Source organism: Bradyrhizobium lablabi (assembly GCF_900141755.1).
Taxonomy (GTDB): Bacteria; Pseudomonadota; Alphaproteobacteria; order Rhizobiales; family Xanthobacteraceae; genus Bradyrhizobium; species Bradyrhizobium lablabi_A.
The window spans coordinates 5,842,921-5,868,853 of the sequence record NZ_LT670844.1; the positions used below are offsets into that span (position 1 = coordinate 5,842,921).

Annotated in this window: 23 protein-coding genes; 12 read left to right on the top strand and 11 right to left on the bottom strand. The window is 63.6% G+C overall.

What is annotated here, in order from left to right; genetic code table 11:
* The first annotated feature begins 294 nt into the window (after positions 1-294).
* From petA to B5526_RS27385, 6 genes are all read left to right on the top strand, one after another.
* Positions 295-825, top strand: a complete 531-nt coding sequence (petA, locus tag B5526_RS27360) for a ubiquinol-cytochrome c reductase iron-sulfur subunit (protein ID WP_079542909.1) — start codon at positions 295-297, stop codon at positions 823-825.
* Positions 826-891: 66 nt separating this feature from the next.
* Positions 892-2,952 carry a cytochrome c1 gene (locus tag B5526_RS27365; RefSeq protein ID WP_079542910.1) on the top strand — a complete coding sequence of 687 codons (2,061 nt, stop codon included), beginning with the start codon at positions 892-894 and terminating at the stop codon, positions 2,950-2,952.
* Between the two features lie 278 nt (positions 2,953-3,230).
* Positions 3,231-3,905 carry a dienelactone hydrolase family protein gene (locus tag B5526_RS27370; RefSeq protein ID WP_079545474.1) on the top strand — a complete coding sequence of 225 codons (675 nt, stop codon included), beginning with the start codon at positions 3,231-3,233 and terminating at the stop codon, positions 3,903-3,905.
* Between the two features lie 103 nt (positions 3,906-4,008).
* Positions 4,009-4,599, top strand: coding sequence for a hypothetical protein (locus B5526_RS27375; protein ID WP_244562070.1), 591 nt, complete (start codon positions 4,009-4,011; stop codon positions 4,597-4,599).
* Positions 4,600-4,842: 243 nt separating this feature from the next.
* On the top strand, positions 4,843-7,008 hold the full coding sequence (locus B5526_RS27380) for an anthranilate synthase component I (RefSeq protein ID WP_079542911.1): 2,166 nt from the start codon (positions 4,843-4,845) through the stop codon (positions 7,006-7,008).
* 37 nt (positions 7,009-7,045) lie between these two features.
* A complete protein-coding gene (locus B5526_RS27385) occupies positions 7,046-7,585 on the top strand; it encodes an adenine phosphoribosyltransferase (RefSeq protein ID WP_079542912.1) in 540 nt (179 codons plus the stop codon).
* A gap of 204 nt (positions 7,586-7,789) precedes the next feature.
* Here the strand turns inward: B5526_RS27385 and B5526_RS27390 are convergent, their stop codons facing one another.
* From B5526_RS27390 to B5526_RS27425, 8 genes are all read right to left on the bottom strand, one after another.
* Positions 7,790-8,458 carry a hypothetical protein gene (locus B5526_RS27390; protein WP_079542913.1) on the bottom strand — a complete coding sequence of 223 codons (669 nt, stop codon included), beginning with the start codon at positions 8,456-8,458 and terminating at the stop codon, positions 7,790-7,792.
* A gap of 72 nt (positions 8,459-8,530) precedes the next feature.
* Positions 8,531-9,286, bottom strand: coding sequence for a hypothetical protein (locus tag B5526_RS27395; protein WP_079542914.1), 756 nt, complete (start codon positions 9,284-9,286; stop codon positions 8,531-8,533).
* Between the two features lie 257 nt (positions 9,287-9,543).
* Positions 9,544-10,749, bottom strand: coding sequence for a M48 family metallopeptidase (locus tag B5526_RS27400; RefSeq protein WP_079542915.1), 1,206 nt, complete (start codon positions 10,747-10,749; stop codon positions 9,544-9,546).
* A gap of 205 nt (positions 10,750-10,954) precedes the next feature.
* Complete coding sequence (locus B5526_RS27405; protein WP_079542916.1) at positions 10,955-11,515, bottom strand: LemA family protein; 561 nt, start codon at positions 11,513-11,515, stop codon at positions 10,955-10,957.
* Positions 11,516-11,712: 197 nt separating this feature from the next.
* Positions 11,713-12,693: a small ribosomal subunit Rsm22 family protein gene (locus tag B5526_RS27410; protein WP_079542917.1), complete on the bottom strand. Its 981-nt coding sequence runs from the start codon at positions 12,691-12,693 to the stop codon at positions 11,713-11,715.
* A 213-nt stretch (positions 12,694-12,906) separates the two neighbouring features.
* On the bottom strand, positions 12,907-16,371 hold the full coding sequence (gene smc / locus B5526_RS27415; RefSeq protein WP_079542918.1) for a chromosome segregation protein SMC: 3,465 nt from the start codon (positions 16,369-16,371) through the stop codon (positions 12,907-12,909).
* A 212-nt stretch (positions 16,372-16,583) separates the two neighbouring features.
* Complete coding sequence (locus tag B5526_RS27420; protein WP_079542919.1) at positions 16,584-17,240, bottom strand: DsbA family protein; 657 nt, start codon at positions 17,238-17,240, stop codon at positions 16,584-16,586.
* A gap of 119 nt (positions 17,241-17,359) precedes the next feature.
* Positions 17,360-17,839, bottom strand: coding sequence for a DUF721 domain-containing protein (locus B5526_RS27425; protein ID WP_079542920.1), 480 nt, complete (start codon positions 17,837-17,839; stop codon positions 17,360-17,362).
* Positions 17,840-18,012: 173 nt separating this feature from the next.
* Between B5526_RS27425 and mutY the strand changes: the two genes are divergently transcribed.
* Both mutY and B5526_RS27435 read left to right on the top strand, forming a co-directional pair.
* On the top strand, positions 18,013-19,116 hold the full coding sequence (gene mutY, locus B5526_RS27430) for an A/G-specific adenine glycosylase (protein WP_079542921.1): 1,104 nt from the start codon (positions 18,013-18,015) through the stop codon (positions 19,114-19,116).
* Between the two features lie 80 nt (positions 19,117-19,196).
* Positions 19,197-19,616, top strand: a complete 420-nt coding sequence (locus tag B5526_RS27435) for a PaaI family thioesterase (protein WP_079542922.1) — start codon at positions 19,197-19,199, stop codon at positions 19,614-19,616.
* Between the two features lie 165 nt (positions 19,617-19,781).
* Here the strand turns inward: B5526_RS27435 and B5526_RS27440 are convergent, their stop codons facing one another.
* Positions 19,782-21,071 carry a flavin-dependent oxidoreductase gene (locus B5526_RS27440; protein ID WP_079542923.1) on the bottom strand — a complete coding sequence of 430 codons (1,290 nt, stop codon included), beginning with the start codon at positions 21,069-21,071 and terminating at the stop codon, positions 19,782-19,784.
* A gap of 144 nt (positions 21,072-21,215) precedes the next feature.
* Here B5526_RS27440 and B5526_RS27445 point away from each other — a divergent pair, with 144 nt between their 5' ends.
* A complete protein-coding gene (locus tag B5526_RS27445; protein WP_079542924.1) occupies positions 21,216-21,836 on the top strand; it encodes a glutathione S-transferase family protein in 621 nt (206 codons plus the stop codon).
* A 20-nt stretch (positions 21,837-21,856) separates the two neighbouring features.
* On the opposite strand, the gene B5526_RS27450 is transcribed toward B5526_RS27445, so the two are convergent.
* Positions 21,857-22,780, bottom strand: coding sequence for a LysR family transcriptional regulator (locus tag B5526_RS27450; RefSeq protein ID WP_079542925.1), 924 nt, complete (start codon positions 22,778-22,780; stop codon positions 21,857-21,859).
* 92 nt (positions 22,781-22,872) lie between these two features.
* On the opposite strand from B5526_RS27450, the gene B5526_RS27455 reads away from it, so the two are divergent.
* On the top strand, positions 22,873-23,298 hold the full coding sequence (locus B5526_RS27455; RefSeq protein ID WP_079542926.1) for a nuclear transport factor 2 family protein: 426 nt from the start codon (positions 22,873-22,875) through the stop codon (positions 23,296-23,298).
* A gap of 15 nt (positions 23,299-23,313) precedes the next feature.
* Complete coding sequence (locus B5526_RS27460; protein WP_079542927.1) at positions 23,314-23,727, top strand: RidA family protein; 414 nt, start codon at positions 23,314-23,316, stop codon at positions 23,725-23,727.
* A gap of 123 nt (positions 23,728-23,850) precedes the next feature.
* Here the strand turns inward: B5526_RS27460 and B5526_RS27465 are convergent, their stop codons facing one another.
* Positions 23,851-24,537, bottom strand: a complete 687-nt coding sequence (locus tag B5526_RS27465) for a glutathione S-transferase family protein (protein WP_079542928.1) — start codon at positions 24,535-24,537, stop codon at positions 23,851-23,853.
* Between the two features lie 502 nt (positions 24,538-25,039).
* Between B5526_RS27465 and B5526_RS27470 the strand changes: the two genes are divergently transcribed.
* Entirely contained in the window at positions 25,040-25,786 is a 747-nt protein-coding gene (locus B5526_RS27470; protein ID WP_079542929.1) for a hypothetical protein, read from the top strand.
* Positions 25,787-25,933 lie beyond the last annotated feature (147 nt).

A 25,933-nucleotide genomic window follows, 5' to 3' on the forward strand; every position in this document is an offset into this window, starting at 1 on the left:
TTCCCCCTGTGATTGAACCTGTGAGTATCCTGCGGGGTGTTCATGAAATATCTGAATAATTCATCGCTCGCGGCGGAATGAGTGCATTGCACGCTAGGCAGCCGATAGCGGGCTTGCGCTCGTCCGGCAAGGGTGCCAATAGAACGATTCTGGACTGCTGTTCCGCCGGATTGGGGAAGGAAAAGCGGTCTTTCTGCCGCCGCGGGGGTCGCGGGCGCCGGCAGCCTCCCTTGCTTCGTTTGTGCGTTGCCTGGGGCGGTTCCACCGGCTGCAGCTTGGAAAGGGTTTGGAATCGTGACGATAGCGTCTTCGGCGGATCATCCGACACGCCGTGATTTCCTCTTTGTTGCAACGGGATGCGCCGCCGCGGTCGGCGGGGTGGTCTCGCTCTGGCCGTTCGTTTCCCAAATGAATCCGGACGCATCGACGATTGCGGCCGGCGCGCCGATCGAAGTCGATCTGACGCCGATCGCCTCAGGCCAGGACATCAAGGTGTTCTGGCGGGGAAAACCGATCTACATCATGAACCGCACCAAGAAGCAGATCGACGAGGCCCGCAGCGTGCCGGTCGCGAGCCTGCCCGATCCGCAGGCCGATCAGGCCCGGGTCAAAGAGGGCCATGACCAGTGGCTGGTCGTGATCGGCATCTGCACCCATCTCGGCTGCATCCCGATTGCGCACGAGGGCAATTACGACGGCTTCTTCTGCCCCTGCCACGGCTCGCAATACGACTCCTCCGGTCGCATTCGCCAGGGACCCGCGCCGGCCAATCTGGCCGTGCCGCCCTATCAATTCGTTTCCGATAGCAAAATCCAGATTGGCTAAGACTTCGGATCTGGCATCCGAGGCCTTGAGCCCGTCGCGTCGTCTTACTTCCCTAGGGATCGCATCATGAGCGGACCATCCGAATACCAGCCGACCAATCCCGCCTTGCAGTGGATTGAACGCCGCCTCCCTCTGATAGGATTGATGCATTCCTCGTTCGTGGCCTATCCGACGCCGCGCAACCTGAACTACTGGTGGACCTTCGGCGCCATTCTTTCCTTGATGCTGGGCTTGCAGATCCTCACCGGCGTGATCCTGGCGATGCACTACACGCCGGAGGCCACTATGGCCTTCCACTCGGTCGAAAGCATCGTGCGCGACGTGAATTACGGCTGGCTGTTGCGCAACATGCACGCCAGTGGCGCCTCGATGTTCTTCTTCGCCGTCTACGTCCACATGCTGCGCGGCCTCTATTACGGCTCCTACAAGGAGCCGCGCGAAATCCTTTGGATCCTCGGCGTCATCATTTACCTGTTGATGATGGCGACCGGCTTCATGGGCTATGTGCTGCCGTGGGGCCAGATGAGTTTTTGGGGCGCCACCGTCATCACCAATCTGTTCTCCGCCTTTCCCTATGTCGGCGACAGCATCGTGACCCTGCTGTGGGGCGGCTATTCGGTCGGCAATCCGACCTTGAACCGCTTCTTCTCGCTGCACTATCTGTTGCCGTTCGTGATCGCCGGCGTCGTGGTGCTGCACATCTGGGCGCTGCATGTCGCGGGCCAGAACAATCCGGCCGGCGTCGAGCCGAAGACCGAAAAGGACACCGTGGCGTTCACGCCCTACGCCACCATCAAGGATCTGTTCGGCACAAGCTGCTTCCTGATCTTCTTCGCCTGGTTCATCTTCTACATGCCGAACTACCTCGGCGACGCCGACAATTACATTCCCGCCAATCCCGGCGTGACGCCCGCCCATATCGTGCCGGAGTGGTACTATTTGCCGTTCTACGCGATGCTTCGCTCGATTCCGAACAAGCTCGCCGGCGTGATCGTGATGTTCTCCTCGATCCTGATCCTGGCGTTCCTGCCCTGGCTCGACACCGCGAAAACCAGATCGTCCAAGTACCGTCCATTGGCAAAACAGTTCTTCTGGATGTTCGTCATCGTCGCGGTGCTGCTCGGCTATCTCGGCGCGCAGCCGCCGGAAGGCATTTACGTGATCGCAGGCCGCGTCCTGACCTTCTGCTACTTCGCCTATTTCCTGGTCGTGTTGCCGCTGTTGAGCCGGGTTGAAAAGCCGCGGCCGGCGCCGAATTCGATCGCCGAAGACGTGCTGGCGAAAAGCGGCAAGGCAATGGTGTCGACCGTGATCGCGCTCGTCGTTGCCGGCGCGCTGTTTGCCGGTAGCGTGCAGAACGCCCGCGCCGAGGAGGAGGCCGTGCCGCCCTCGCAGAAATGGTCGTTTGCAGGCCCCTTCGGTAAGTATGATCGCGGGGCGCTGCAGCGGGGCCTGAAGGTCTACAAGGAAGTCTGTTCCGCCTGTCACTCGCTGAACTATATCGCGTTCCGCAATATCGCCGATCCCGGTGGCCCCGGCTTTTCGGTAGCCCAAGCCGCGGCGCTGGCCGCCGAATACAAGATCAAGGACGGCCCGAATGATCAGGGCGAAATGTTCGAGCGACCCGGCCGGCCCGCCGACTACTTCCCCGCGCCGTTCCCCAACGACCAGGCGGCGCGCGCGGCCAATGGCGGCGGCTTGCCGCCCGACCTGTCGCTGATCACCAAGGCGCGCTCCTACGAGCGCGGCTTCCCGAAATTCATCTTCGACTTCTTCACCCAGTTCCAGGAACAGGGCCCGAACTACGTCAGCGCGCTACTGCAGGGCTTTGAGACGAACCCGCCGGCCGGCGTCACGCTGCCGGACGGCTCCTACTACAACAAATATTTCCCCGGCCACGCCATCAAGATGCCGCCGCCCTTGAGCGACGGCCAGGTGACGTTCGACGACGGCTCGCCCGCCACCGTTGCGCAATACGCGCAAGACGTGACCACGTTCCTGATGTGGGCCGCCGAGCCGCACATGGAGGACCGCAAGCGGCTTGGCCTGCAGGTGTTCGTGTTCCTGATCATTTTCGCGGGGTTGATGTATTTCACCAAGAAAAAGGTCTGGGCCGACGCGCACTGAGCCTTTCTTCTCCCTCGCCCCGCTCTTCGCGGGGAGAGGGTTGGGGTGAGGGGCCGTCTCCGCTAGCGATCATGAAAATTTGAAGAAGCCCCTCGGGGGGCTTTTTTGTTGGTTAGAATGCCGTCATTGCGAGCGAAGCGAAGCAATCCAAACGCCGCAAGCTGGATTGCTTCGTCGCTTCGCTCCTCGCAATGACGGGCAGGGGCGATTGCATCCGGACCGCACAGCAGCCAAAATGGCCGCCAATCGGCCCCCAGAAAAAATCACCGGAGGACCCCATGGGTACCAGCATTTCTTACAAGCGCCCGGATGGCAAGGACGCTAGCGGCTATCTCGTCAACGCCGAGAGCGGCCATGCGCCCGGCGTGGTCGTGATCCAGGAATGGTGGGGGCTTTCGGAGCAGATCAAGGGACTATGCGACCGCTTCGCGCTGGCCGGCTTCGATGCGCTGGCACCCGACCTCTACAAGGGCAAGGTGGTGCCGTATCACGACACCGACGCCGCCACCAAAGAGATGAACTCGCTGGATTTCATCGACGCCACCACCCAGACCGTGCGCGGCGCCGCGCAGTATCTCAGCCGGAACGGCGCCAAGGTCGGCCTGACCGGTTTCTGCCTCGGCGGCGCGGTGACCATCATCGGCGCCGCCAAGATTCCGGAGCTGAGCGCGGGCGTGGTGTTTTATGGCATCCCGCCGGAGCAGGCGGCAAAGCCCGCGGACATCCGGATTCCGCTGCAGGCTCATTTCGCCAACAAGGACGATTGGTGCACGCCGGAACTGGTTGATAAGTTCGAGAAGGCCATGAAGGCCGCCGGCAAGTCGCTCGAACTCTATCGCTATGACGCCGAGCACGCCTTCGTCAACGAACAGCGGCAATCGGTGCACGATCGCCACGCCGCCGAACTCGCATGGGAACGCGCCACGCAGTATTTCCGGAAGCATTTGGGGTGAACGCCCCGGCGCACTCATGCGACACAAGCACAAGCCGCCCTGGATCGGTCGGCTTGCAGAAATCTGCTGTGTGCGGTCCCACAGATAAGTGTGAGTATTCCGTATGAAAGCCTTCCCGATTGCAACGTTGATCGTCACCGTCCTCTTTGCGACGCCGTCTCTGGCGAAGCCGTCGGCACAACAATCATTTGTGACGATTGAGGGTGATCTGAAGAAAGCCGCTTGGTGGGTGCTTGCCGATTTCCATCCGTTTACGACGGAGGTTCGCGGCATTCCCGCCAATCAGATCCGGCAGAATTGGTGCAAGGCGACGGAATTCCGCAAAGACCTCATTCCAAGGGAGCTACTTTTCGAAGGCAATGTCGATGCGAAGGCGGTAAGTGGGCTGTCCTTCGCGGTGGAAGGTCATTTCGACGGCTCGGCCACCAACCAGGTCGCACTGGTTGGTGTCTATCAGGAATGCTCTGGTCAAAAAGGTAGGTTCATCTTGGTTCTTGACCAGCTGGCTGGGGGAAAGGCCAAAATCCGGTTCGTCAGTGCCGTGCAGACAGATCGTCAGTTCGGTGCGCTGAACAAGGGGGAGGACAACACCATCGTCACCTGGAGTTGCATGGAGTGTGATGGCTTCTCAGTCCTGAAATGGGACCGGAAGAAGCGCAAATTTGACTGGCTGCCCGAACCGCACGAGCCATAGTCAGTCATCAGTTGGACATCGCGCCGGCCACGCCATGGCGGTCCCTTGACATCGGTGGTGCCGGGTGGTGTTTAGGAGCCATGAGCACCGCCGTCCGCCTAGCCCAACTCTGGTGGCGCACCTCCTAAGAGGTGGCCGGTGCGATTTCATTTTAACCAATCGTTCGAGGCCGTCATCGCAGTGCGACGGCCGTTTCGTTTGTCCTGTGTGGCGTTCCCTCGGCAAGTTTCGTAAGAGGATCACATGAACAGGACGGTTTTTTCACTCCCCGCCCGCAGCGAATATCGTACCCATGGCGGGCTCGCGGTCACGCGGTCGGTGGAGCAATTCTCCGGTGGCGCCAGCCGGCTCGACGATTTGATCGAGCTGCTCGACCGCCGCCGCGGCGTGGTGCTGTCGTCGGGCACCACGGTGCCGGGACGCTACGAGAGTTTTGACCTCGGCTTTTCCGATCCGCCGCTGCAGCTGCAAACCACAGGTGTCGACTTTTCGCTTGCCGCGCTGAACACGCGCGGAGAAGTGCTGATCGCATTCCTCGGCGAGGTCTTGCGCGAGCCCTGTGTCGTCGTCACGGAGAAGACTGCGTCCAGGCTGAGCGGCCATATCGTTCGTGGCCCGGCGCCGGTCGACGAGGATCAGCGCACCCGCCGCACCAGCGTGATGTCGCTGGTGCGCGAGCTGGTGGCGGCGTTCGGCGCCCATGACGATCCGTTGCTCGGCCTGTTCGGCGCCTTCGCCTATGATCTGGTGTTCCAGATCGAAGATCTCGTGCAGAAGCGCGCGCGCGAAAAGGATCAGCGCGACATCGTGCTCTACGTGCCGGACCGCCTCTTGGCATACGACCGCGCCACGGGCCGCGGCGTGGTTTTGAGCTACGATTTTGCCTGGAAGGGCCAGTCGACCGAAGGTTTTCCGCGCGACACCCCGGAAAGCGTCTACGCAAAAGCGCCGCGGCAGGGATTTTCCGATCACGCGCCCGGCGAATATCAGGCAACCGTCGAGACCGCGCGTGCGGCATTCGCGCGCGGCGACCTGTTCGAGGCGGTGCCGGGGCAATTATTCGCCGAACCCTGCGAGCGCTCGCCCGCCGAAGTGTTCCAGCGGCTGTGCCGGATCAATCCCTCGCCCTATGGCGCGCTGATGAACCTCGGCGATGGCGAGTTTCTGGTGTCGGCTTCGCCGGAGATGTTCGTCCGCTCCGACGGAAGGCGGGTCGAGACTTGTCCGATCTCGGGCACGATCGCCCGCGGCGTCGATGCGATCGGCGACGCCGAGCAGATCCGGCAATTGTTGAATTCGCAAAAAGACGAATTCGAACTCAACATGTGCACCGACGTCGACCGCAACGACAAGGCGCGGGTCTGCGTGCCCGGAACGATTAAAGTTCTGGCGCGGCGGCAGATCGAGACTTATTCAAAACTGTTCCACACCGTCGATCACGTCGAAGGCATGCTGCGGCCGGGGTTCGATTCGCTCGACGCGTTCCTCACCCACGCCTGGGCGGTGACGGTGACCGGTGCGCCGAAATTATGGGCGATGCAGTTCGTCGAGGACCATGAGCGTTCGCCGCGGCGCTGGTATGCCGGCGCGATCGGCGCCGTCAATTTCGACGGCAGCATCAATACCGGGCTGACCATCCGCACTATCCGGATGAAGGACGGCCTCGCCGAGGTGCGGGTCGGCGCCACCTGCCTCTTTGACTCGGACCCCGCCGCCGAGGACAGGGAATGCCAGGTCAAGGCGGCGGCGCTGTTTCAGGCGCTGCGCGGCGATCCGCCAAAGCCGCTGTCGGCGTTCGCACCGGATGCCACAGGCTCCGGCAAGCAGGTGCTGCTGATCGACCATGACGACAGCTTTGTCCATATGCTGGCGGATTATTTCCGGCAGGTCGGCGCCAACGTCACGGTGGTCAGGCACGTTCACGCGCTTGAAATGCTCAAACAGAAGCGCTGGGACCTGCTGGTGCTGTCGCCGGGCCCCGGCCGGCCGGAGGATTTTGGGATTTCAAAAACCATCAGGGCTGCGCTGGAGCAAAAGCTGCCGATCTTCGGCGTCTGCCTCGGGGTGCAGGCGATCGGGGAATATTTCGGCGGCCAGTTGGGCCAGTTGGGCCAGCCGGCGCATGGCCGGCCCTCGCCGGTCGAGGTGCGGGGCGGGCGGCTGATGCAGAACCTGCCCGATGAAATCGTGATCGGCCGCTATCACTCGCTTTTTGTCGAGCGCGACAGCATGCCGGACGTGCTATCGGTAACGGCCAGTACCGAGGACGGCGTCGCCATGGCGATCGAACACAAGACCTTGCCGGTCGGCGGCGTGCAGTTTCACCCGGAATCGCTGATGTCGCTCGGCGGCGAGGTGGGCCTGCGCATCGTGGAAAACGCGTTCCGGCTTGGCCTGCCGCTCAATTGAGCTGGCGCGCGCGCCGGATTGACGATACGAGGATGAAATGACGTTTGACAACGACCTGAAGGCCGCCGTCCGCACCATTCCGGATTATCCGAAGCCGGGAATCCTGTTTCGTGACATCACCACGCTGCTCGGCGATGCGCGCGCCTTCCGCCGCGCGGTCGATGAATTGGTACAGCCATGGGCGGGCAACAAGATCGACAAGGTTGCCGGCATCGAGGCGCGCGGCTTCATTATCGGCGGCGCGGTGGCCCATCAGGTCTCCGCCGGCTTCGTGCCGATCCGGAAAAGGGGCAAGCTGCCGCATACCACGGTCCGCATCGCCTACTCGCTGGAATACGGCATCGATGAAATGGAGATGCACGCCGACGCCATTCATCCCGGCGAGCGCGTGATCCTGGTCGACGATCTGATCGCTACCGGCGGCACCGCCGAGGGCGCCGTCAAACTGATGCGCCAGATCGGCGCCAATGTGGTCGCGGCCTGTTTTATCATCGACCTGCCGGACCTCGGCGGTGCCGCAAAATTGCGGGCGATGGACGTGCCGGTACGCACGCTGATGTCCTTCGAGGGGCATTGATCTTCTTCAACCTCGCCCCGCTTGCGGGGAGAGCATAGGCCGCCTTCGGCGGCCGTTCTCAGAAAAGAACGCCGAAGCGAAGCTTCGGCTATCGCGAAGCGCCGGGTGAGGGGGACTCACCGCGCACTCTTTATCTTCCGAATTTGCGGATGCAGCCCCTCACCCCAACCCTCTCCCCGCGAAGAGCGGGGCGAGGGAGAAGAGCTACGACCGCTGCAAAATCAGACTCAGCTCCAGCTCGCGGAGGCTAAAATAATTCTTGCGGATCCATTGATGCAGCTCGGTCGATGAATCCTTCTCCTTGCGCAAATATGTGGTGAACGAAAACGTCAGCCGGTCGATATAGGTCTTCAGGAACACCGGCAGCGCGGGGATGCGGATGATCCGGCCATGGGACATGGCAGGGGGCAGTTCGCCGCGCACCACAAATTCATTGTCGATGGTGACGAGCGCGGTTGCGGGGATCTGCTGCGCCAGCATGGCATAGCCGCGCGCCGAGGCGCGGTCGGTATCGGCGACGAACAGGATCACCGGGGAGACGCCGCGCCGCTCTGCCTCCTTCATGAAGCCGATTTCCTCCGACATCGTGAAGAACTCGTCGAAGGCGTGAAACCCGAGATCGATCACCTTGGCGACCGCGTCATTGACGATCAGGCGGTCCATCAACTGCATCTTGCCGAAGGTGTTGTCGACCTCGGCGGTCTCGGTGACGGCAGGCAGATATTCGAGCAGCGAGGGCTCTTTCAGGTTGATGTCGAAGGCGTTGACCGTGCCGTTCTTCAACAGCAGGAACTCGCAGAGCAGCCGCGCGGTCAGCGTCTTGCCGACCAGCGGGCGGGGCGAGCAGATGATGTAGACGGGTGTGGCGGGCATCACGCGCTATATCAGGGCAATTCGGCGCCTAATCCAGCCAATTCATATTCGCCAGGGCAATTTATTTTTCAATTATTTTTCGCCGCCGCGCCCGCCCGGTTTGCCGGAGCCGACCAGGTCGGTCAGCTTGATGCGGTCGAATTCGCTCCAGACATTGGCCAGCCAGTGGCGGACATAGCCGCGCAGCACGAACGAATAATTCGCGGCCTCGTCATGGGTGCCCTTGTTGGCGACGAATTTCAGGAACGGCACCGAGGCGACCTCGACCTGCTCGTAGGCCATTTCGTTGAGCTTTGGGATAGTCAGCTCGGTGGCGTCCTTGATGCGGTGGAAATAGGAATTATAGGTCGCCTGGTCCCATTCGAAGAAGCTGGTGTTGTTGATAAAATTCTTCACCAGGAAATATTTCGCGCCCACCATGAAATTCGCGGTCTCGGCGATTTCGTCGAGGGAAGCGATCGACGGGCCCAGGATGTGGAACACGGCAAAGGTGATCTGCCCGGATTTGGCGGCGTCGAGAAAGCCGATGTCGCGCAACGAAGCCAGCGATGGCGACAGCAGTCCGGCGCGGACGTCGATCACGGTGACGGAAGGGGTTCCCGAATTCAGCGTATCGAAGATTTTCATCTGGTCCGAAGTCGTCGTCATATCGACGATCTCGGTCAGATCGGGATGAAAGCGCTTTAGCGTGCCGCGCGGGGATTCCGTATCGAACGCCCGGGTGGGCACGTTATTGGCGCTGAAATAATCAAGCAAAGTGCGCGAGACCGTGGTCTTGCCGACCCCGCCCTTATCAGCGCCTACCACAATCACTACTGGCTTCGCCATGAACTTCCCTTACGCAGCCTTTGTTCGATGGAAACACGATCCTAGAACAAACGAAGCCGTTTGTTTTGCCGAAAAACCGCCTCCGGCCCCCGGATCATGCCCCTCGAATCCCCCGCCGCTTGAGCCCACCTTACGCGATCGGGGCGTCCCCATCCCTGCTTTGGGCGCGAACATGGCAGAAACAAGGGGGAATTCAATTCATTAGACAACCGTTCGCGTCAATCCTGCCGGTGTTGTTAACAGGCCGTAGGCGACGGCTAGCTCGATTTCCCCCACGGACCGGCGGGATTGCCCCAGGGGCCGTTCCGCGAGGCCTCGGCCGGCTCCTTGGCGTCGCCCCATGGACCATGGGGCAGGGGCGGCGGGGTTTTGTCGTCTGTGGGCTGCTGTTCCTGATCCTCTGACGGCAGCGCCAGCGGTCCCGGATCGTGTCCGCCGGCGAATGTCACCAGCGCCTGGACCCGGGAATCCACCGACGGGTGGGTCGCAAACAGGTCGGCAAACCCCTCGCGCGGGTTGTCGACGCATAATTCCATCACCGCCGAGGTGGCGCCGGGAAGCTCGCCACGGCCCTCGATCTTGCGCAGCGCCGAGATCATGGCGTCCGGGTTCTTTGTCAATTCGACCGATCCGGCGTCGGCCAAAAGCTCGCGCGAGCGCGACAGCGCCAGCCGCACCAGTTGTGACAACAGCCAGGCCAGCGCGATCAGCGCCACCGCCAGGATGATGACGAGGACCGCGGCGCCGCCGCCGGAGCTCTTGCGGTCGCTGCTGGAAGAAGAAGATGAGGACGATTCAGATGAAGACGACGACCAGGACGAGCCGCCACCGGAACCCCAGCCGCGACGCGACCTCCAGCCAAAATTGGTAAAACTGCGAAAGAACAGCTCGGCGAAGAAGCCGACCACGCCGGCGATGATCACCGCGATCACCATCATCTGCACGTCGCCGTTGCGGATGTGGGTGAGCTCATGGCCGAGCACCGCCTCGATCTCCTGGTCGTTGAGCGCGTTCAACAGGCCGGTCGTGACGGTGACGGCATATTGCCGCTGGTTGAGCCCGGTCGCGAACGCGTTGAGCGCGTCGCTTTGCATCACCTTCAGTTTCGGCATCGGGATGCCGCGGGAGATGCAGAGATTTTCGAGGAGATTATAGAGCCGGGGCTGCTGCTGCCGCGTCACATCCTCGCCGCCGGTCACGGCATCGACGATCGATTGATGGAAAAAATAAGCGATCACGATCCACAGCAGCGCTGTCCCGGTCGAATAGGGCAGCGACCAGATCAGGTCGCGCAGCGCCGCCGCCATATAATAGTCGACGCTCGCGCCACCGTTGCCGAGGACTTCGATGATCAGCGCGCCGGCATAGACGACGACATAGACCAGGGCGAACAGCCCGGCGAGCAGCACCATCGAACGAAATTTGTTCGATGCGATGTGCGTGTAAAGACCGTAGGCGGCCATGATGCGCTTCCGTTAAGCCCCGTCATTCCGGGGCGCGCCATCCAAGTCGGCTGTTGCCGACTTGGACATTGATATTGCCGAACTCGGGTAAACCCGAGTTCGGGTGGCGCGAACCCGGAATCTCGAGATTCTCCGATGTGCAATTGCACATCGTAGTTCGATGCTTCGCATCGCCCCGGAATGACGGGAGTGGATAATCATCACCTCAGAACTTCACCTGCGGCGCCGCCTCGACTTCGGTCCTGGAGGCGCCGAGATCGAAAAAGTCCTTGTGGGTGAAGCCGAACATGCCGGCGAACAACGCGGCGGGCATCTGCTGGATGCCGGTGTTGTATTCCTGGACCGCGTTGTTGAAGAAGCGGCGGCTGGCGGCGATCTTGTTTTCGAGATCGGACAATTCGCTCGCCAGTTGCTGGAAGTTGGCGTTGGCCTTGAGATCCGGATAGGCTTCCGACAGCGCGATCAGCCTGCCGAGTGCGCCGCTCAACTGGTTCTCGGCGGCCGCGACCTGTCCCGGGCCCTGCGCCGACATCGCTGAGTTGCGCGCCTTGATCACGTCGTCCAGCGTGCCGCGCTCATGCGCGGCGTAGCCCTTCACGGTCTCGACCAGATTGGGGATCAGATCGTGGCGCTGCTTGAGCTGAACGTCGATGTCGGCAAAGGCCTGGCCGACGCGCTGGCTGAGCGCGACCAGGCGGTTATAGGCAGCGAATGCGAAGAGAACGAGAACAACGATGACGCCGATAACGATCCAGCCGGTCGACATGACGAACAACTCCTGATGGGAAGACGATTAAGGGCAGGAAGAACAAGAACAGGGTAGCGCGTGTTCCGCAAAAGTGGATACCGGTTTTGCGACGAGAACTCGCGCAAAGCAAAAACCTCGAAAAAAGACCTCGCAGGGCAGGCCGCCACGAGGTGGTTATCCCCTTGGTCTGGCGCAAGGTGAAATAAGTTCAAGGGTTAACGGGTTGATTCCTCTACCGCATCGCCCCATCGCCAGCGCCGGGCGCGGGCGTAGTCCGCTTTGTTGCGGCGCGGCACTTTTGCGATGGCGAGGCCTGTGGGCGTGCAGAGTTTTGCAACCACTTCGACCTTGTTGACATCCGGCTGCGCCAGCACGCGGGCGTGAGGTGAACTGATCGGCGCGCGTGTCAGCGCGACATAGCTGAACTTCTCGTCCTCGAACGGCAGTTCGGCTCCCTTGACCTGCTTGTGCGCCCGCGACCGCGGCAGGCGTTGGATGAAATGACACCAGTCAGGCGGGCGAAGCGGACACTTGTCATTATGCGGGCAGGGCGCTGCGACATGCGCGCCTGAAGCGATCAGTTGCTCGCGCAGCGCGATGATCCGCGAGTAACCGGCCGGCGTGCCGGGCTCGACGACCAAGAGCGTGTCGCGGGTTTTTGCCCACATCGCGTCTGTAAGCGCCTCGCGTTCTGTCTCATTCAGCTCGCCGATCACATAGCTCGCCATCACCAGATCGGCCGCCTGCCGATCTGCGAGCGCGACGCGGGCTTCGCCGCGTTGGTACTGGCAATCGCGCAGGCGCGCGCTGCCTGTGAGGAGATCGAGCGCCAGCGCGCGCAACGCGCTGTTGGCATCGACCAGCGTAAAGCCCGTCAACGAGGAAAACGCTTCGCCCGCGGCCCATGTCGCCGTCCCCGGCCCGGCGCCGACATCGAGCAGGCTTTGTGGCGCGAAGTCGGGCGCGATCTCGGTTAGCGCGTTCAGGCTCGCCGTCACCGCGGCATAGGTCGCGGGCATCCGCGCCAGCGCGTAGGCGAGCGCATCGGTTTCGGTAGCGATCGCGCCGGAGTTCCCTCCGTCACGGTAGGTCTTTGAGATCACCGCGGCGCGGGTCGCGGCCTCAGCGCGCGACAAGCCTTGCAGCTTCGCGTCGAGCGCGGCTTTCAATTCAGCGGGAAGGTCGGGAGTGATCATCTATCAATTGTCATGCCCCGCCACCGGGTCTCGCCTTCGGCGAGCCCGATGACAGGCTCCACCGGGGCATCCAGTAGTCCGAGACGGCTGTGAGGTACGTCAACGGCGCGGCGTACTGGATCATCCGCTGGAGCCTGTCATCGGGCGGCGCCCCTGCGCCGACCCGGTGGCGGATGATGACGTCAATAGATGAGGCGAGAGGGACGCAAGCGCTCACGCCACGTTTTGGTCGAGGATCTTCACCGCGTCTTCGAGGTCGACCGAGACCAGTTGCGACACGCCGCGTTCGGCCATGGTGACGCCGAACAGCCGGTTCATCCGCGCCATCGTGATCGGATTATGCGTGATGATGATGAAGCGCGTCTCGGTCGAAGCCGTCATCTCGTGCAACAGGGTGCAGAACCGCTCCACGTTATGGTCGTCGAGCGGCGCGTCGACTTCGTCCAACACGCAGATCGGCGACGGGTTGGTGAGGAACACCGCAAAAATCAGCGCCAGCGCGGTCAGCGCCTGCTCGCCGCCGGACAATAGCGACAGCGTCTGCGGCTTCTTGCCGGGTGGCTTTGCAATGATCTCAAGGCCCGCCTCGAGCGGATCGTCGCTTTCGATCAGATGCAATGCCGCCTCGCCGCCGCCGAATAGTTCGACGAACAGCCGCTTGAAATGCTCATTGACGGTCTCAAACGAGGTCAATAGCCGCTCGCGCGCCTCGCGGTTGAGGCTCTGGATACCCTGGCGCAACCGCTTGATCGCCTCCACCAGGTCGTCGCGTTCGGTGGTGAGTGAAGTGTGCTGGGCCTCGACCTCGCGCAGTTCTTCCTCGGCGCGCAAATTGACCGCGCCCAGCCGCTCGCGGTCGCGGCGCAGCTTTTCGAGGTTTTCCTCGATCTCGTTAAGCGGCGGCAGTTCCGCGCCCGGCTCGATTTCGGCGAGACCCGCGACCGCCTGCGGCTCGATTTCCAGCATGTCGTGGATTTCGCGCTCGACGTCGGCGAGGCGGCGTTTTGAGCCGTCCATCCGCTCTTCGGCGCGGGCGCAAGCCTCGCGCGCGCTTCCGAGCGCCTCGAGCGAAATCTTCGCGGCGCGGTCGGTCTCCGCCATCACGTTTTCGGCTGCGGCAAGCGCGTCCGCGGCAATCTGGCGGGCGCTTTCGGCGGCCTCGATCTCGCTGATCAAAGCGCGGCGCTTTTCCGCGAAAATCGCCGGCGCGTTCTCGAGTTCGGCGCGCTCGGCTTTGACCTCGGTGACGCGGGCTTCGATAGTGGCGATCTGCGAGGCCGCGCTTTGCCTGCGGTTTTGCCATTCGTTGCGCTCGGCGGTGATCGCCTGCACGCGGCGATCCGCGAGTTCTGCTTCGCGCGCCAGCGCCTGCGCTTCGGCGCGCACTTGGGCTGCGAGACGGCGATGGCCCTCGATATCGCTGCGCACCGCGGCGAGTTTCGTCTCGGTCTCGAGGCTCGGCGGCAATTCGGCCAGCGCCGCCACCGCGCTTTCATGCGCGGCCTCGGCTTCGCTGCGGTCGGCGTTGAGGCGGCTGTGGGCTTCGGTCAGCGCCGATTTGCGCGCGGCGTGGCGGTTGATCTCGCGTTCGGTCGCGGCGTGACGCTCGCGCGCCGCATCGGCCTCGCGCTGGGCGGTGCGCCACGCGTCGCGCGCGGCGGCCTCGGCACCAGAAGCGGCCTTCAGCTCGGCCTCGGCGGTTTCCAGCGCCTGCCGCTTGGCGCTCGCATCAAGGCGGGCCTGTTCGAGCTCGTTTTCGATATCGACCAGCCGCGCGCGTTCGGCGAGACGCCGCGCCGCGCCGGTCGGGGCATGGGCGGCGGCGACAAAGCCGTCCCAGCGCCAGACGTCGCCTTCGCGCGATACCAGCCGCTGGCCGGTCTTTAACTGCGACACCAGCTCCGCGCCGCGCTCTTTGGCGACGACGCCGATCTGGGCGAGGCGGCGCTTAAGCTCGGACGGCGCCTGCACATGCGCGGCGAGCGCTTCGACGCCCTCCGGCAGCGCCGGATCGCCCTCGATCACCCCGGCATTAGTCCAGCGCATCGGCGCCGACGGGTCGACCGGCGCATCGAGATCGTCGCCAAGTGCTGCGCCGAGCGCCTTCTCATATCCCTTGGCCACGGTGACGCCGTCGATGATCGGCGGCCACAGATTCTTGGTCTCGCCATTGACGAGTTTTGAAATGGTGCGCGCTTCGGTTTCGAGCCGTTGTACGCGCTTGTCGGCCTCGTTGAGCGGGCTGCGGGCGGCTTCGAGCCTTTGCCGCGCGGCGGCATGGCTGGCTTCCGACTCTTGCGCGGCGGCCTCGGACTGCGCGAGACCGTGCTGCGCGGTCTCCATCGCCTGAGCCAGCGCCGCAAGGTCGCCGAGACCGCTGGTCTCCTGCGCGAGCTTCTGCTCGTCGCTTGCGACATTGGCGATTTCCTGATCGAGCCGCGCCAGCCGGTCGCGATGGCTCCGCACGCTTCCTTCGAGCTGGTTGCGCTTGGCGCTGAGGTCGGCGAGCGCGGTGGTGAGTTCAGCGAACAGGCGTTCGGCGGCAGCCAGCGTCGCCTCGGCTTCCGACACGCGTTCGTCGACGCCGCTGCGCTTTTCGACGCGCGACTTGATCTCGTCTTTCAATTCGGTGTCTTCGGCATCGAGCCGCGCCAGCGCCACCTCGGCATCTGACGTCTGCTGCTGCTCGCGCGCGATGTCAGCGGAAAATTGCGTCAGGCGGCGGTCGAGCTCGGCGACGCGCTCCTGGGCACGCTGTTCCTCGCGGTCGAGCGTCTCACGCGCATTGGTCAGCCGCTGCAGCCCGGCCGCGGCGCGGGCCTCGGCCTCGCGCAGCGCCGGCAGCTCGGAAGCGCGCACCGCCTGGATGCGGGCGGCTTCGGCCTGTTCACGGGTGCGTTCCGCCATCTCGCGGACGCTGAGGTCGTGGGTTTGGGTTGCTTCCGCGACGCCGGCATGGGCCTCCAGCCAGCGCAGATGGAACAGCATGGCCTCGGCCTTGCGCACTTTGGCCGCGACCTCGCGGTAGCGGATCGCCTGCCGCGCCTGCTTCTTCAACCCGTCGATCTGTCCGGCCAGCTGCCCGATCACGTCCTCGACGCGGGTGAGGTTGGTCTCGGCCGCCTTCAGCCGCAATTCGGCCTCGTGGCGGCGAGCGTGGAGCCCGGCGACGCCGGCGGCGTCTTCCAGCACGCGGCGGCGCTGCTCGGGTTTTGCCTGGATGATCTCGCCGATCTTGCCCTGGTGCACCAAAGCCGGCGAACGCGCGCCGGTGGCGGCATCCGCGAACAGGATCTGCACGTCGCGCGCGCGCACGTCGCGGCCATTGATCCGATAGACTGAACCGGCATCACGCTCGATCCGTCGGGAAATTTCGAGGATCTCCCGATCATTCACGGCGGCCGGCGCGGAGCGGTCGGAATTGTCGATCGTCATCACCACTTCGGCGTGGTTGCGCGACGGACGATTGCCGGAACCGGCGAAGATCACCGCGTCCATGTCGGCGGCGCGCAGCGATTTGTGCGAGGTCTCGCCCATCGCCCAGCGCAACGCCTCGACCAGGTTGGATTTGCCGCAGCCGTTCGGTCCGACCACCCCGGTCAGGCCGGGTTCGATCACGAAGTCAGTGGGTTCGACGAACGACTTGAAACCATGGAGGCGAAGGCGTGTGAGTTTCATGGGCACGATGCTCTGTTGGCAGGGCGCGAATCTCCCTGCCGGGACAATACCATAGAAGGCAATGTCGGTGTGTGGGCGAGTCGCTCCCTGCGGCTCATGGCGGCGACAATGGCGAGGCTGGGGCCGGAGAGCAACCTCTGGCCTTGGCTTTTCCAGAGGCTTTTGCCTGGTCATCGGCCCCGTATGAATCCCGGGGCGCCGGGACGCCGCCCTCAGCTCTTTTGCAGCGATTTGATCTTCTTGTCGAATTCCTCAAACGAGGTCTCGCCCTTGATCTTCTCGCCGTTGACGAAAAACGTTGGCGTCGAATCGACCTTCAACACCTCGCTGGCGTATTTCTGGTCGGCGGCGATCTTGTCGAGCAGCGCCTGGTCCTTCAGGCAATCCTCGACCGCCTGCTGGCTGAGGCCGGCCTGCTTGCCGATGCGGGTCAGCGTCTCGGTGGTGTTCTTCATCACCCACTCGTCCTGCTGCTTGAACAAGAGGTCGACGACGGTGAAATATTTGCTCGCATCGTCCTTGGCGATGCAGCGCGCCAGCATCGAGCCGGCCGCCGCCTTGATGTCGAGCGGGAATTCGCGGAACACGTAACGTATCTTGCCGGTGTCGATATATTCCGACTTGATCTTCGGGAATACGGCCTTGTCGAAGGCCGCGCAATGCGGGCAGGTCATCGACGCGTATTCGGTGATCGTCACCGGGGCATTGGCGGGACCGAGCGCCATGTCCGGCAGCGATACCGGTTTGGCGACATCGGAGGCGCTTTGCGCCATCGCCTCTGCGATCAGCGATAGCGGCGAAAAGCCGGCGAGGGCGGCAAGCCCGGTCAGCGACAGGGCGGCGGTGAAGGCGCGGCGCGTGATGATCAACGGTGTACTCCCGGATTGGCGCGTTCACGCCCAAAGGACCCAAAGAAGAGGTGTGTTCGCTAGCTTGAAACCGCAATTGTGGCAATGGCACGCCGCGATTGCCGCGAGCCAAGGCAGCCTCAATTTCGCTTGATCAAGGCCCCCAACCGCGCCAGCGCCGTCCGCAATTCCTCGTCTTCGACCGAGGACAGGGTTTCGGCGACTTTGGCGACCGAGGCCGCATCCGGCGCGCGGGAAGCCACCTTGCGCTCCCGTCGCGAGAGCGGCGCCTGCCGCAGCGCCAGCCGGCCCACCGCGCTCCAGCCGAAGAAGCGGTTGACCCGTTCCAGGATGACATCGGAGGAATGCTGGATCTCCAGGGCCATCGGGCCCTCGACCCGCAACACCAGGGTCGCCGGCTCCTGCGGCTGCCCCTCCACCGGCCGCGGCCACTGGATTTTCAACGGCTCGGAATGGGCCGCCACCTCGGGGCCGGCGATATCAGACCAGCGCGTCACCAGTTCCCGCGCCGCAAATCCCTGTTTGGCGTAGGCGTCGGAAAACACGTCGCTGAGCAGGACGGAAAGCGGTTTTGCCGAGATCGGGCCGGGTTTTGCCATGGATCATTATATCACCTCGCGGCGTACGGACGGAACCTACTCTGCCGTCATGGCCGGGTTTGTCCCGGCCATCCACGCCTTAGGCCGCCGCGAAGAGAAGAAAGACGTGGATGCCCGCGACAAGCGCGGGCATGACGTTGGAGAGATCGGCGCGCGGGCATTACAGTGGCGTCATGAATTCTCCGGCAATTGCCAAAACAAAGCGTCGCGGTGTCGCTATCGATGCGGCAGCCGCTCGCCCCGCGTTGCTGCTCGCCTGGTACGACCGGCATCGCCGGCGGCTGCCGTGGCGGCCGCCGCCGGGCGAAGCCGCCGATCCCTATCGGGTATGGCTGTCGGAAATCATGCTGCAACAGACCGGGGTCAAGACCGTCGGGCCCTATTTCGAAAAATTCGTCGCGCGCTGGCCCGATGTCGAGGCGATGGCGCGCGCCTCGCTCGACGATGTGCTACGGATGTGGGCCGGGCTCGGCTATTATTCGCGCGCGCGCAATCTTCATGCCTGCGCGGTGGCGGTGCGGCGCGATCATCGTGGGGTGTTTCCGGATAGCGAGGAAGGCTTGCGGGCGTTGCCGGGAATCGGGCCGTACACCGCGGCCGCGATCGCCGCGATCGCGTTCGGCCGCCGCACCATGCCGGTCGACGGCAATATCGAGCGCGTGGTGTCGCGGCTGTTCGCCGTCGAAGAGCCGCTGCCGCAGGCGAAACCGCTGATTCAGCAATTGGCGACTACACTGCTGGGTGCGTCTCGCGCCGGTGACAGCGCACAGGCGCTGATGGATCTCGGCTCCTCGATCTGCACGCCTAAAAAACCTGCCTGCGCGCTCTGCCCGCTGAACGACGAGTGTGCGGCACGCGGGCGCGGCGATCAGGAGATTTTTCCGCGCAAGGCGCCGAAGAAGACCGGGACGCTGCGGCGCGGGGCGGCGTTCGTCGTCACGCGCGGTAATGAGCTGTTGGTGCGGACCCGCCCCGAAAAAGGCCTGCTCGGCGGCATGACCGAGGTGCCGACCTCCGACTGGATCGCCGCGCAGGACGATAAGGCGGCGCTGCAACAGGCGCCTACAGTGAAAGGTATCGCGCGCTGGCATCGCAAGGCAGGTGTCGTCACCCACGTGTTCACGCATTTTCCGCTGGAGCTGGTTGTCTGCACGGCAAACGTACCCGCACGGACGCGGGCCCCAGAGGGGATGCGCTGGGTGCCGATTGCGACGCTCGCCGGCGAGGCATTCCCGAATCTCATGCGCAAGGTCATTGCGCACGGGCTCCGCGTTTAAACTCCGATTGCCAAGCGCATCCTCCTGACACCACGCTGGCAGCAGCGAGGCGCTAAGGCAATCGCGAAACGGAGGCCTCCATGATCAGCACCGCCCTCGACCATCTTGCCGCCCCGCCATCTTCGAAATTGCTCGGCTGGCATCTGCTCGACGCACGGCCCAAGGAGGGTTGGGTCCGGATCGGCTTCGACGGCAAGGCGGAGTTTTCGAACCCTGCCGGCTTCGTCCAGGGCGGCATGCTGTCCGCCATGCTCGATGACACCATGGGCCCGGCCGTGTTCGTGATGACCGAGGGGCGGCTCTACACGGCGACCATTACGATGACGACCAACTTCCTAGCGCCGGCGAAGCCGGGACCGATCGTCGGCGAGGCGAAGGTCACGCAACTCGGCAAGACCATCGCTTTCGTCGAGGGAAGGCTGATGAGCGAAGACGGCACCGTGCTCGCGACGGCGACAACGAGCGCGCGACTGGTCGAGACCGCGAAGGCGATACGATAGTCAGGCGAGCCCTCTTCTCCCTCTCCCCGTTCTTCACGGGGAGAGGGTGGGGTGAGGGGCTGCGTCCGCGGACACCGAAGTCGAGTTGAGCAGCGTGCCTCGCCCCTCACCCGAAATTCGCTAGCGCGAATTTCGACCTCTCCCCGCAAAAGCGCGGGGAGAGGTTCACCGCGCGCTGGCTTGCGCTGCCTTTGCCGGCATCGTCACGATCGGCGGTCTGGCGTTGAGGGCTTCGACCTGGAAGCCGGCGACGCGCTTGTAGTTGGCGGCGATGTCTTCGAGTTCCCTGAGCGACAGCACGTCGGTGACGGCGTTGTATCCGTCCGGCGCGCGTTCCTCGACCAGCTGCATCACCTGCTCGGGCCCGTTGCGGCGGTTGAGCATGACAAGGTCTGACGTGGCTGGCCGGCGCTCCACCTCGAAGGCTGCGAGCGCCGCATGGGTCGGCCCATGCGCCAAAATCTCGCGGGTAATGACGCGGGCGTCGAGGATCGCCTGGGAGGCGCCGTTAGAGCCAACCGGATACATCGGATGCGCGGCGTCGCCCATCAGGGTGACGCGGTCAAAAGTCCATTGCGGAACGGGATCGCGATCGACCAGCGGATATTCGTAGGCGTTCGGGCAGTTGCGAATCAGGCCGGGCACGTCGAGCCAGTCGAACTTCCAGTCCTTAAACCACGGCAGGAATTCTTCGAGTTTTGCGGTGCGGTTGTAATCCTCGCGGCGCCATTGATAGGTCGGCGGCATGTGCCGCTCGGCGACCCAGTTGATCTGATGCTTGCCGTCGGCATCCGGCTCCTTCGAAATCGGATAGCAGACGAATTTCAGCATTTCGTGGCCGGCCATGATCATGGTACGGTCGGAGAGAAACGCGTCGGATGTGGTAATGCCGCGCCAGAGGATGCGCCCGTTCCAGATCGGCGGGCCTTCCTTTGGATAAAGTTTTTCGCGGATCGCGGAATGGATGCCGTCGGCCGCGATCAAGAGCGCGCCGTCATGGTGGCCGGCGGACTTTCCGGTCGCCTTGTCGATGAATTCGGCGCGGACGCCGTGCGGCGTTTCGGCCCAGCCACTGAGATGGTGGCTGGTCAAAATATTCTCCGCGCCCAATCGTTCGGTCGCGGCATCCAGCAGGATCTGCTGCAGTGTACCGCGATGGATCGAGAATTGCGGCCATTTGTAGCCTGCCTCGATGCCGCGCGGTTCGCTCCAGATCGGCTTGCCGTGCTTGGAGAAATACGCGAGCTCTTTTGTGCGTACGCCGGACGCGTCGAGTTTGTCGAGCAGGCCGAGTTCGATCAATTCGCGCACCGCGTGCGGCAACACATTGATGCCGACGCCGAGCGGCTTCAGCGCCGCGACGCTCTCGAACACTTTGGCGGGAACGCCGATCTGATGCAGGCTGAGCGCCAGCGTCAACCCGCCGATGCCGCCGCCGGCGATGAGTACGGTCATGGTACGCCCTCAGGTAACCGGCATGGTGATGGCACGGGAGCGACGTCGTGGGCAACCGCGAAACCGGGCCGTTCAAGGGCACACCAGGGATGGACGGCGAAACGGTACCCCGTTAACCTCCGGCATCCCCCGTGAGGATCCTCCATGTTCAAGCTCTATTACGCCCCCGGTACCTGCGCGCTCGCTTCGCATATTGCGCTTGCGGAGGCCGGCGCGCCCTATACGACCGAGAAGGTCGATTTCAAAACCAACCAGCAGAACAGCCCGGAATATCTTGGGATCAACCCGAAGGGGCGCGTCCCGTCGCTGGTGACCGATCGCGGTATCCTGACCGAGACGCCGGCGATGCTTGCCTTCATCGCGCAGAGCTTTCCGCAGGCCAAACTGGCACCGCTGGACGACGCTTTCGCCTTCGCCCAAGCGCAGGCCTTCAACAGCTATCTGTGCTCCACCGTGCATGTCGCGCATGCGCATAAGGGGCGCGGCTATCGCTGGGCGACCGATGAGGCTTCGTTCGCCGACATGAAACGGATGGTGCCGAAAAGCGTCGGCGCCAGTTTTGCGTTGATCGAACGCAAGATGCTCAGGGGCCCGTGGGTGATGGGCGAGACCTACACCATCTGCGACCCCTATCTGTTCACGATCGCGCAGTGGCTCGAGGGCGACAGCGTCGATCTGGCAGCGCTGCCGAAGGTGGCCGATCATCGCAAGCGCATGTCCGAGCGGCCGGCCGTCCGCAAGGCCCTTGCCGAACAGCAGGTTTGAGCGGGCAGCATTGGCAGGCGTCAGGCGGCCCGCCGCTTGTCGCGCTCGAGCTCCCGCCCGGTCTCCAGCATCAGCTTGCGCAGCCAGATCGAACCGGGGTCCATCTGGGCGCGGGTCGGATAGAACATGAATTGCTCGTCGATGCCGGGATCGAGCGGCGGCGTGACGGTCATCAGCGACAATTGCTTCGAGAGCGCGCCGATCAGGCGGCGCGGTACGAAGGCGACGAGATCGGTGCGCGCGGCGACGTGCAGTGCCTCGATATAGCCCGGCACCACCAGCGCGATCCGCCGCTCTATGCCCTTGCCGCGAAGCCAGCCGTCGATCAGGTCCTCGTTCTGGCCGCGGATGATGATTGCGACATGCCGCGCTTCGAGGAATGCCGCGCGCCGGCCAAGCTTTGCCCCGATCGGGTGACCGTGCCGCACCGCGAGTGCGTCGCGGTCGGTGTAGAGCAGCTGGCGATGGAATCCCTTGAACGCATTGCCGATCGAGATCACCATGTCGATGGTGCGCGCGAACTCGGCAGTGAAGATCGCCGGTCCGCGCCACGGCACGACATCGATCCGCGCGTTCGGCGCGACTTGGGTGATCTTTTCCATCAGCGGCGGCATCAGGAGCTCGACCGCGAGATCCGGCATCATCAGGCGAAACTGCCGCTCGCTCCGTGCGGCGTCGAAATCGTCGGGAACGAACAGCCCGCGCACCTGCTCGAGCGCATGCGCCAACGGCCCGCGCAGCGCTTGCGCCCGCGGCGTCAGTTCCATCCGCGCGCCGACGCGCACCAGGAGAGGATCGCCGATGAGATCGCGCAGCCGCTGCAGCGCATGGCTCGTCGCCGGCTGCGACAAGTGGATCCGCATCGCGGCGCGGCTGACATTGGCTTCGAGCAGCAGCGCGTCCAGCGCCACCAGCAGGTTCAGATCGAGCGCGGCTAAATTCATGGACTGAATATATATCATATCGACTATCGATTGGAAGAATATCGTCTGCGCGGCGATGATGCGGCCGGATCGATCGATGGAGAATTCGGACCATGAGCGCCGCTGAGAACAAAAAGATCGTCGAGCACATCTTCAACGAATTGGGCAATGGCAACTCGGCTCCATTGCTCGCAAGCCTTGCCGACGACTTCCGTTTCGTCGTCACCGGGACCAGCAAATGGGCGCGGAGCTATGACGGCAAGGCGGCCGTGCTCGCCGAACTGTTCGCACCCCTGCGGGCGAAGATCGAGGGGCCGATCAGGAGCGTTCCCGTCCGCTTTATCGCCGAGGGCGACCTTGTCGTGGTCGAAGCCTGCGGCCGCAACACGACCAAGGAAGGCAACGCGTATAACAACGTCTATTGCAATGTGTTAAAGCTCGAGGCCGGACGGCTGAAGGAGTGGACGGAATATGCCGATTCCGCGCTGGTCAATGCGGTATTAGGCGATCCGGCGGAAGCGATTTCGGCCGTGCCCTGACAGGGAGATCGGTATATGAGCAAAGCATCGAAGGAATTCTTCAGCCCGGCGTCGCTGCCGCCGCCGCGCGGCTATTCGCATATTGCGAAGGTCCAGGGAGGTACCACCGTCTATCTGGCTGGCCAGGTATCGAGCGATGCGTCAGGCAAGCTCGTCGGCGAGGGTGATTTCGAAGCGCAGGTCGAACAGGTGTTCCGCAATCTCAAGATCGCGGTCGAAGCGGCCGGCGGCACCATGGCGGATATCGTCAAGCTGAACATCTATCTCGTCGCCGAGGTGGATCAGGCCAGCGTGCCGAAGCTGCGCGCGATCCGCGATCGCTACGTCAATGCCGAGAAACCGCCGGCCAGCACGCTCGTGGTCGTCACGCGGCTGGCTCAGCCGGGCTGGTTGGTCGAGATCGAAGCTATCGCGGCGTTAGAGGGTTGAGGTTGTTTTAGACGTCATTCCGGGGCGCGCGTGAGCGCGAACCCGGAATCTCGAGATTCCCCGATGCGCAATTGCGCATCTGCGGTCTGGTGCTTACGCACCATCCCGGAATGACGCGGTAAGTTAGGCCGCCTTGGTCTTGAGATGGCGGAACATGAAGCCGCGGGCCTCGTCGTCCATCTCGGCCTTGAAGGTGAACTTGTCCTTCAGCGCGACCGCCCGCGCCGCAGCGGGCCTCGCCGAAATCTCATCGACCAGGCGCTTCACGTTGGGATATTTGGCGTAGACCTCTTCGCCGAGCACGAAGGGCGCCAGCCGCGCCCAGCCCCAGAACGCCATATCGACGATGGTATAGGTGTCACCGACCATGTAGCGGTGGCCTGCGAGATGGTCGTTGAGGATGGTGTAATGACGCTCCGCTTCGAACTGGTAGCGGGTCCGCGCATATTCCAGCTCCTTCGGTGCGACGGTCTTGAAATGCACCGCCTGGCCCGAATAGGGACCGACGCCGGTCGCGACGAACATCAGCCACGACAGCAATTGCGCGCGGGTCTTCGGCGTATTGGGCGGCAGGAATTTTCCGGTCTTCTCGCCGAGGTACAAGAGGATCGCGTTGCTATCGAACACGAACACGCCGTCATCGTCGATCGCCGGCACCTTGCCGTTCGGATTCACTTTCAGGAATTCCGGCTTGAACTGATCGCCCTTGCGGGTGTCGACCGGCACCAGCTCGTAAGGCAGGCCGGATTCTTCCAGAAACAGCGCGACCTTGGTGGGATTGGGCGCACCGTTGAAATAGAATTTGAGCATCAAGATTCTCCCTTTTCGTTGTTGCCGAGAAGACCGCCGAACGCAGCGATAATGCCGCAGACGGCATGTGAATGCTCAAAATTCGCAAGATGCGCAACCGACGAGTTCGTGAGGAACGTCATTCCGGGGCGACGCGAAGCGGCGAGCCCGGAATCCACACTCCCGATTGTCATTATCGATTCCAGTCATCAGCGAGGTCCGCTTTACCCCCAAGAACCGACATCGTCAGCCCGCCCAGTCAGGTCCGAAAGGTGCCAAAAGGCGACATGCTTGAAGGCACGGACGCAACGGCAGCGCGGAGCCTGTCCTCCGGCTTGCCGAAGGCAAGGCCCGGGGGCTCCATCCGGGCTACGCATGGAAAGCACAATGTTCGTTCGCTTGTGCCCGCGCAAACGGGCCGTCGGCAGTGAACCCTTGCGGCGCGGCCCGCGACAAACAACCGCGATCGTCGCGAACGGCGGCGCGTGCCGCGCCGATCGCGCGACGCCGATTGAGGTTGCCCATGCCGATCGTCAGAATCCTCCTGGTCCTTCTCGCGCTCGCTTCGCCGGCGCTCGCGCAGGACGGCGCGCGCGATGCGGCCGCCGCGCGCGAGGCCGCGCAGGCCTTCCGGGTCTACGTCGAAGGGGTGACGAAAACGGGCGGGCGGCCTGACCTGACCCGGCCGGAGGTCGCCGCGCTGCTCGGCCGCGTCTTCGATCTTGACGCCTTGAACGCGCTGCCGCCCGCGCAGGCGAGCGATATTGCCTGGCTGCTCGACTGGATGGAGGCCGCAAACGCGACCAACAAATTGTTCACCCGCTACGGCTCGAAGCCGGGGCCGCAGCCCGATTTGGCGGCGATCCAGCGCAACATGACCGAGTACGAGGACCAGTACGCGGCGGCGATGAACTTCCTGATCCGCGGCCAGGCGCGCGAGGCGGTTTCGAGCAAACTGTTCATGGCGGGCCTCGCGCCGGAGCAGCGCACGCGCGTGCGCGAGGAGGGGCTCGCGGGCGCCCGCAGGTCCACCGCCGAGTTCATCCTGGCCGCCATCTGCTCGGTGATCGAGAGCGGCGGCAAGCCCGCCAACGCCCGCTTGGTGGCGGCCGCCATCCGCGACACGCGCGAGGTCTGGGCGAGCTATTTCCTGCCGCAGGATCGGGCCCGTGTGATCGAACTGCTCGCCGACCTTCCCAAGCGGGTGCCGGATGAGGGGGCGCGAATCGATCTCGCCGCCTTCACGGCCGCGCTTCAAGCGGTGAATTGATCTGACGTCTTGCAGCCTACACCAGCAACGGCGTCGGATTGTCCGCCGGCGGCGCTCGGTGACCGCTTTGGGTCAAAAGCGCCGTTTTGACCGCCGGTCGGTCACTTCCGGTCTGCCCCGATCAACGGACATTCGCAAGGTGCGCCG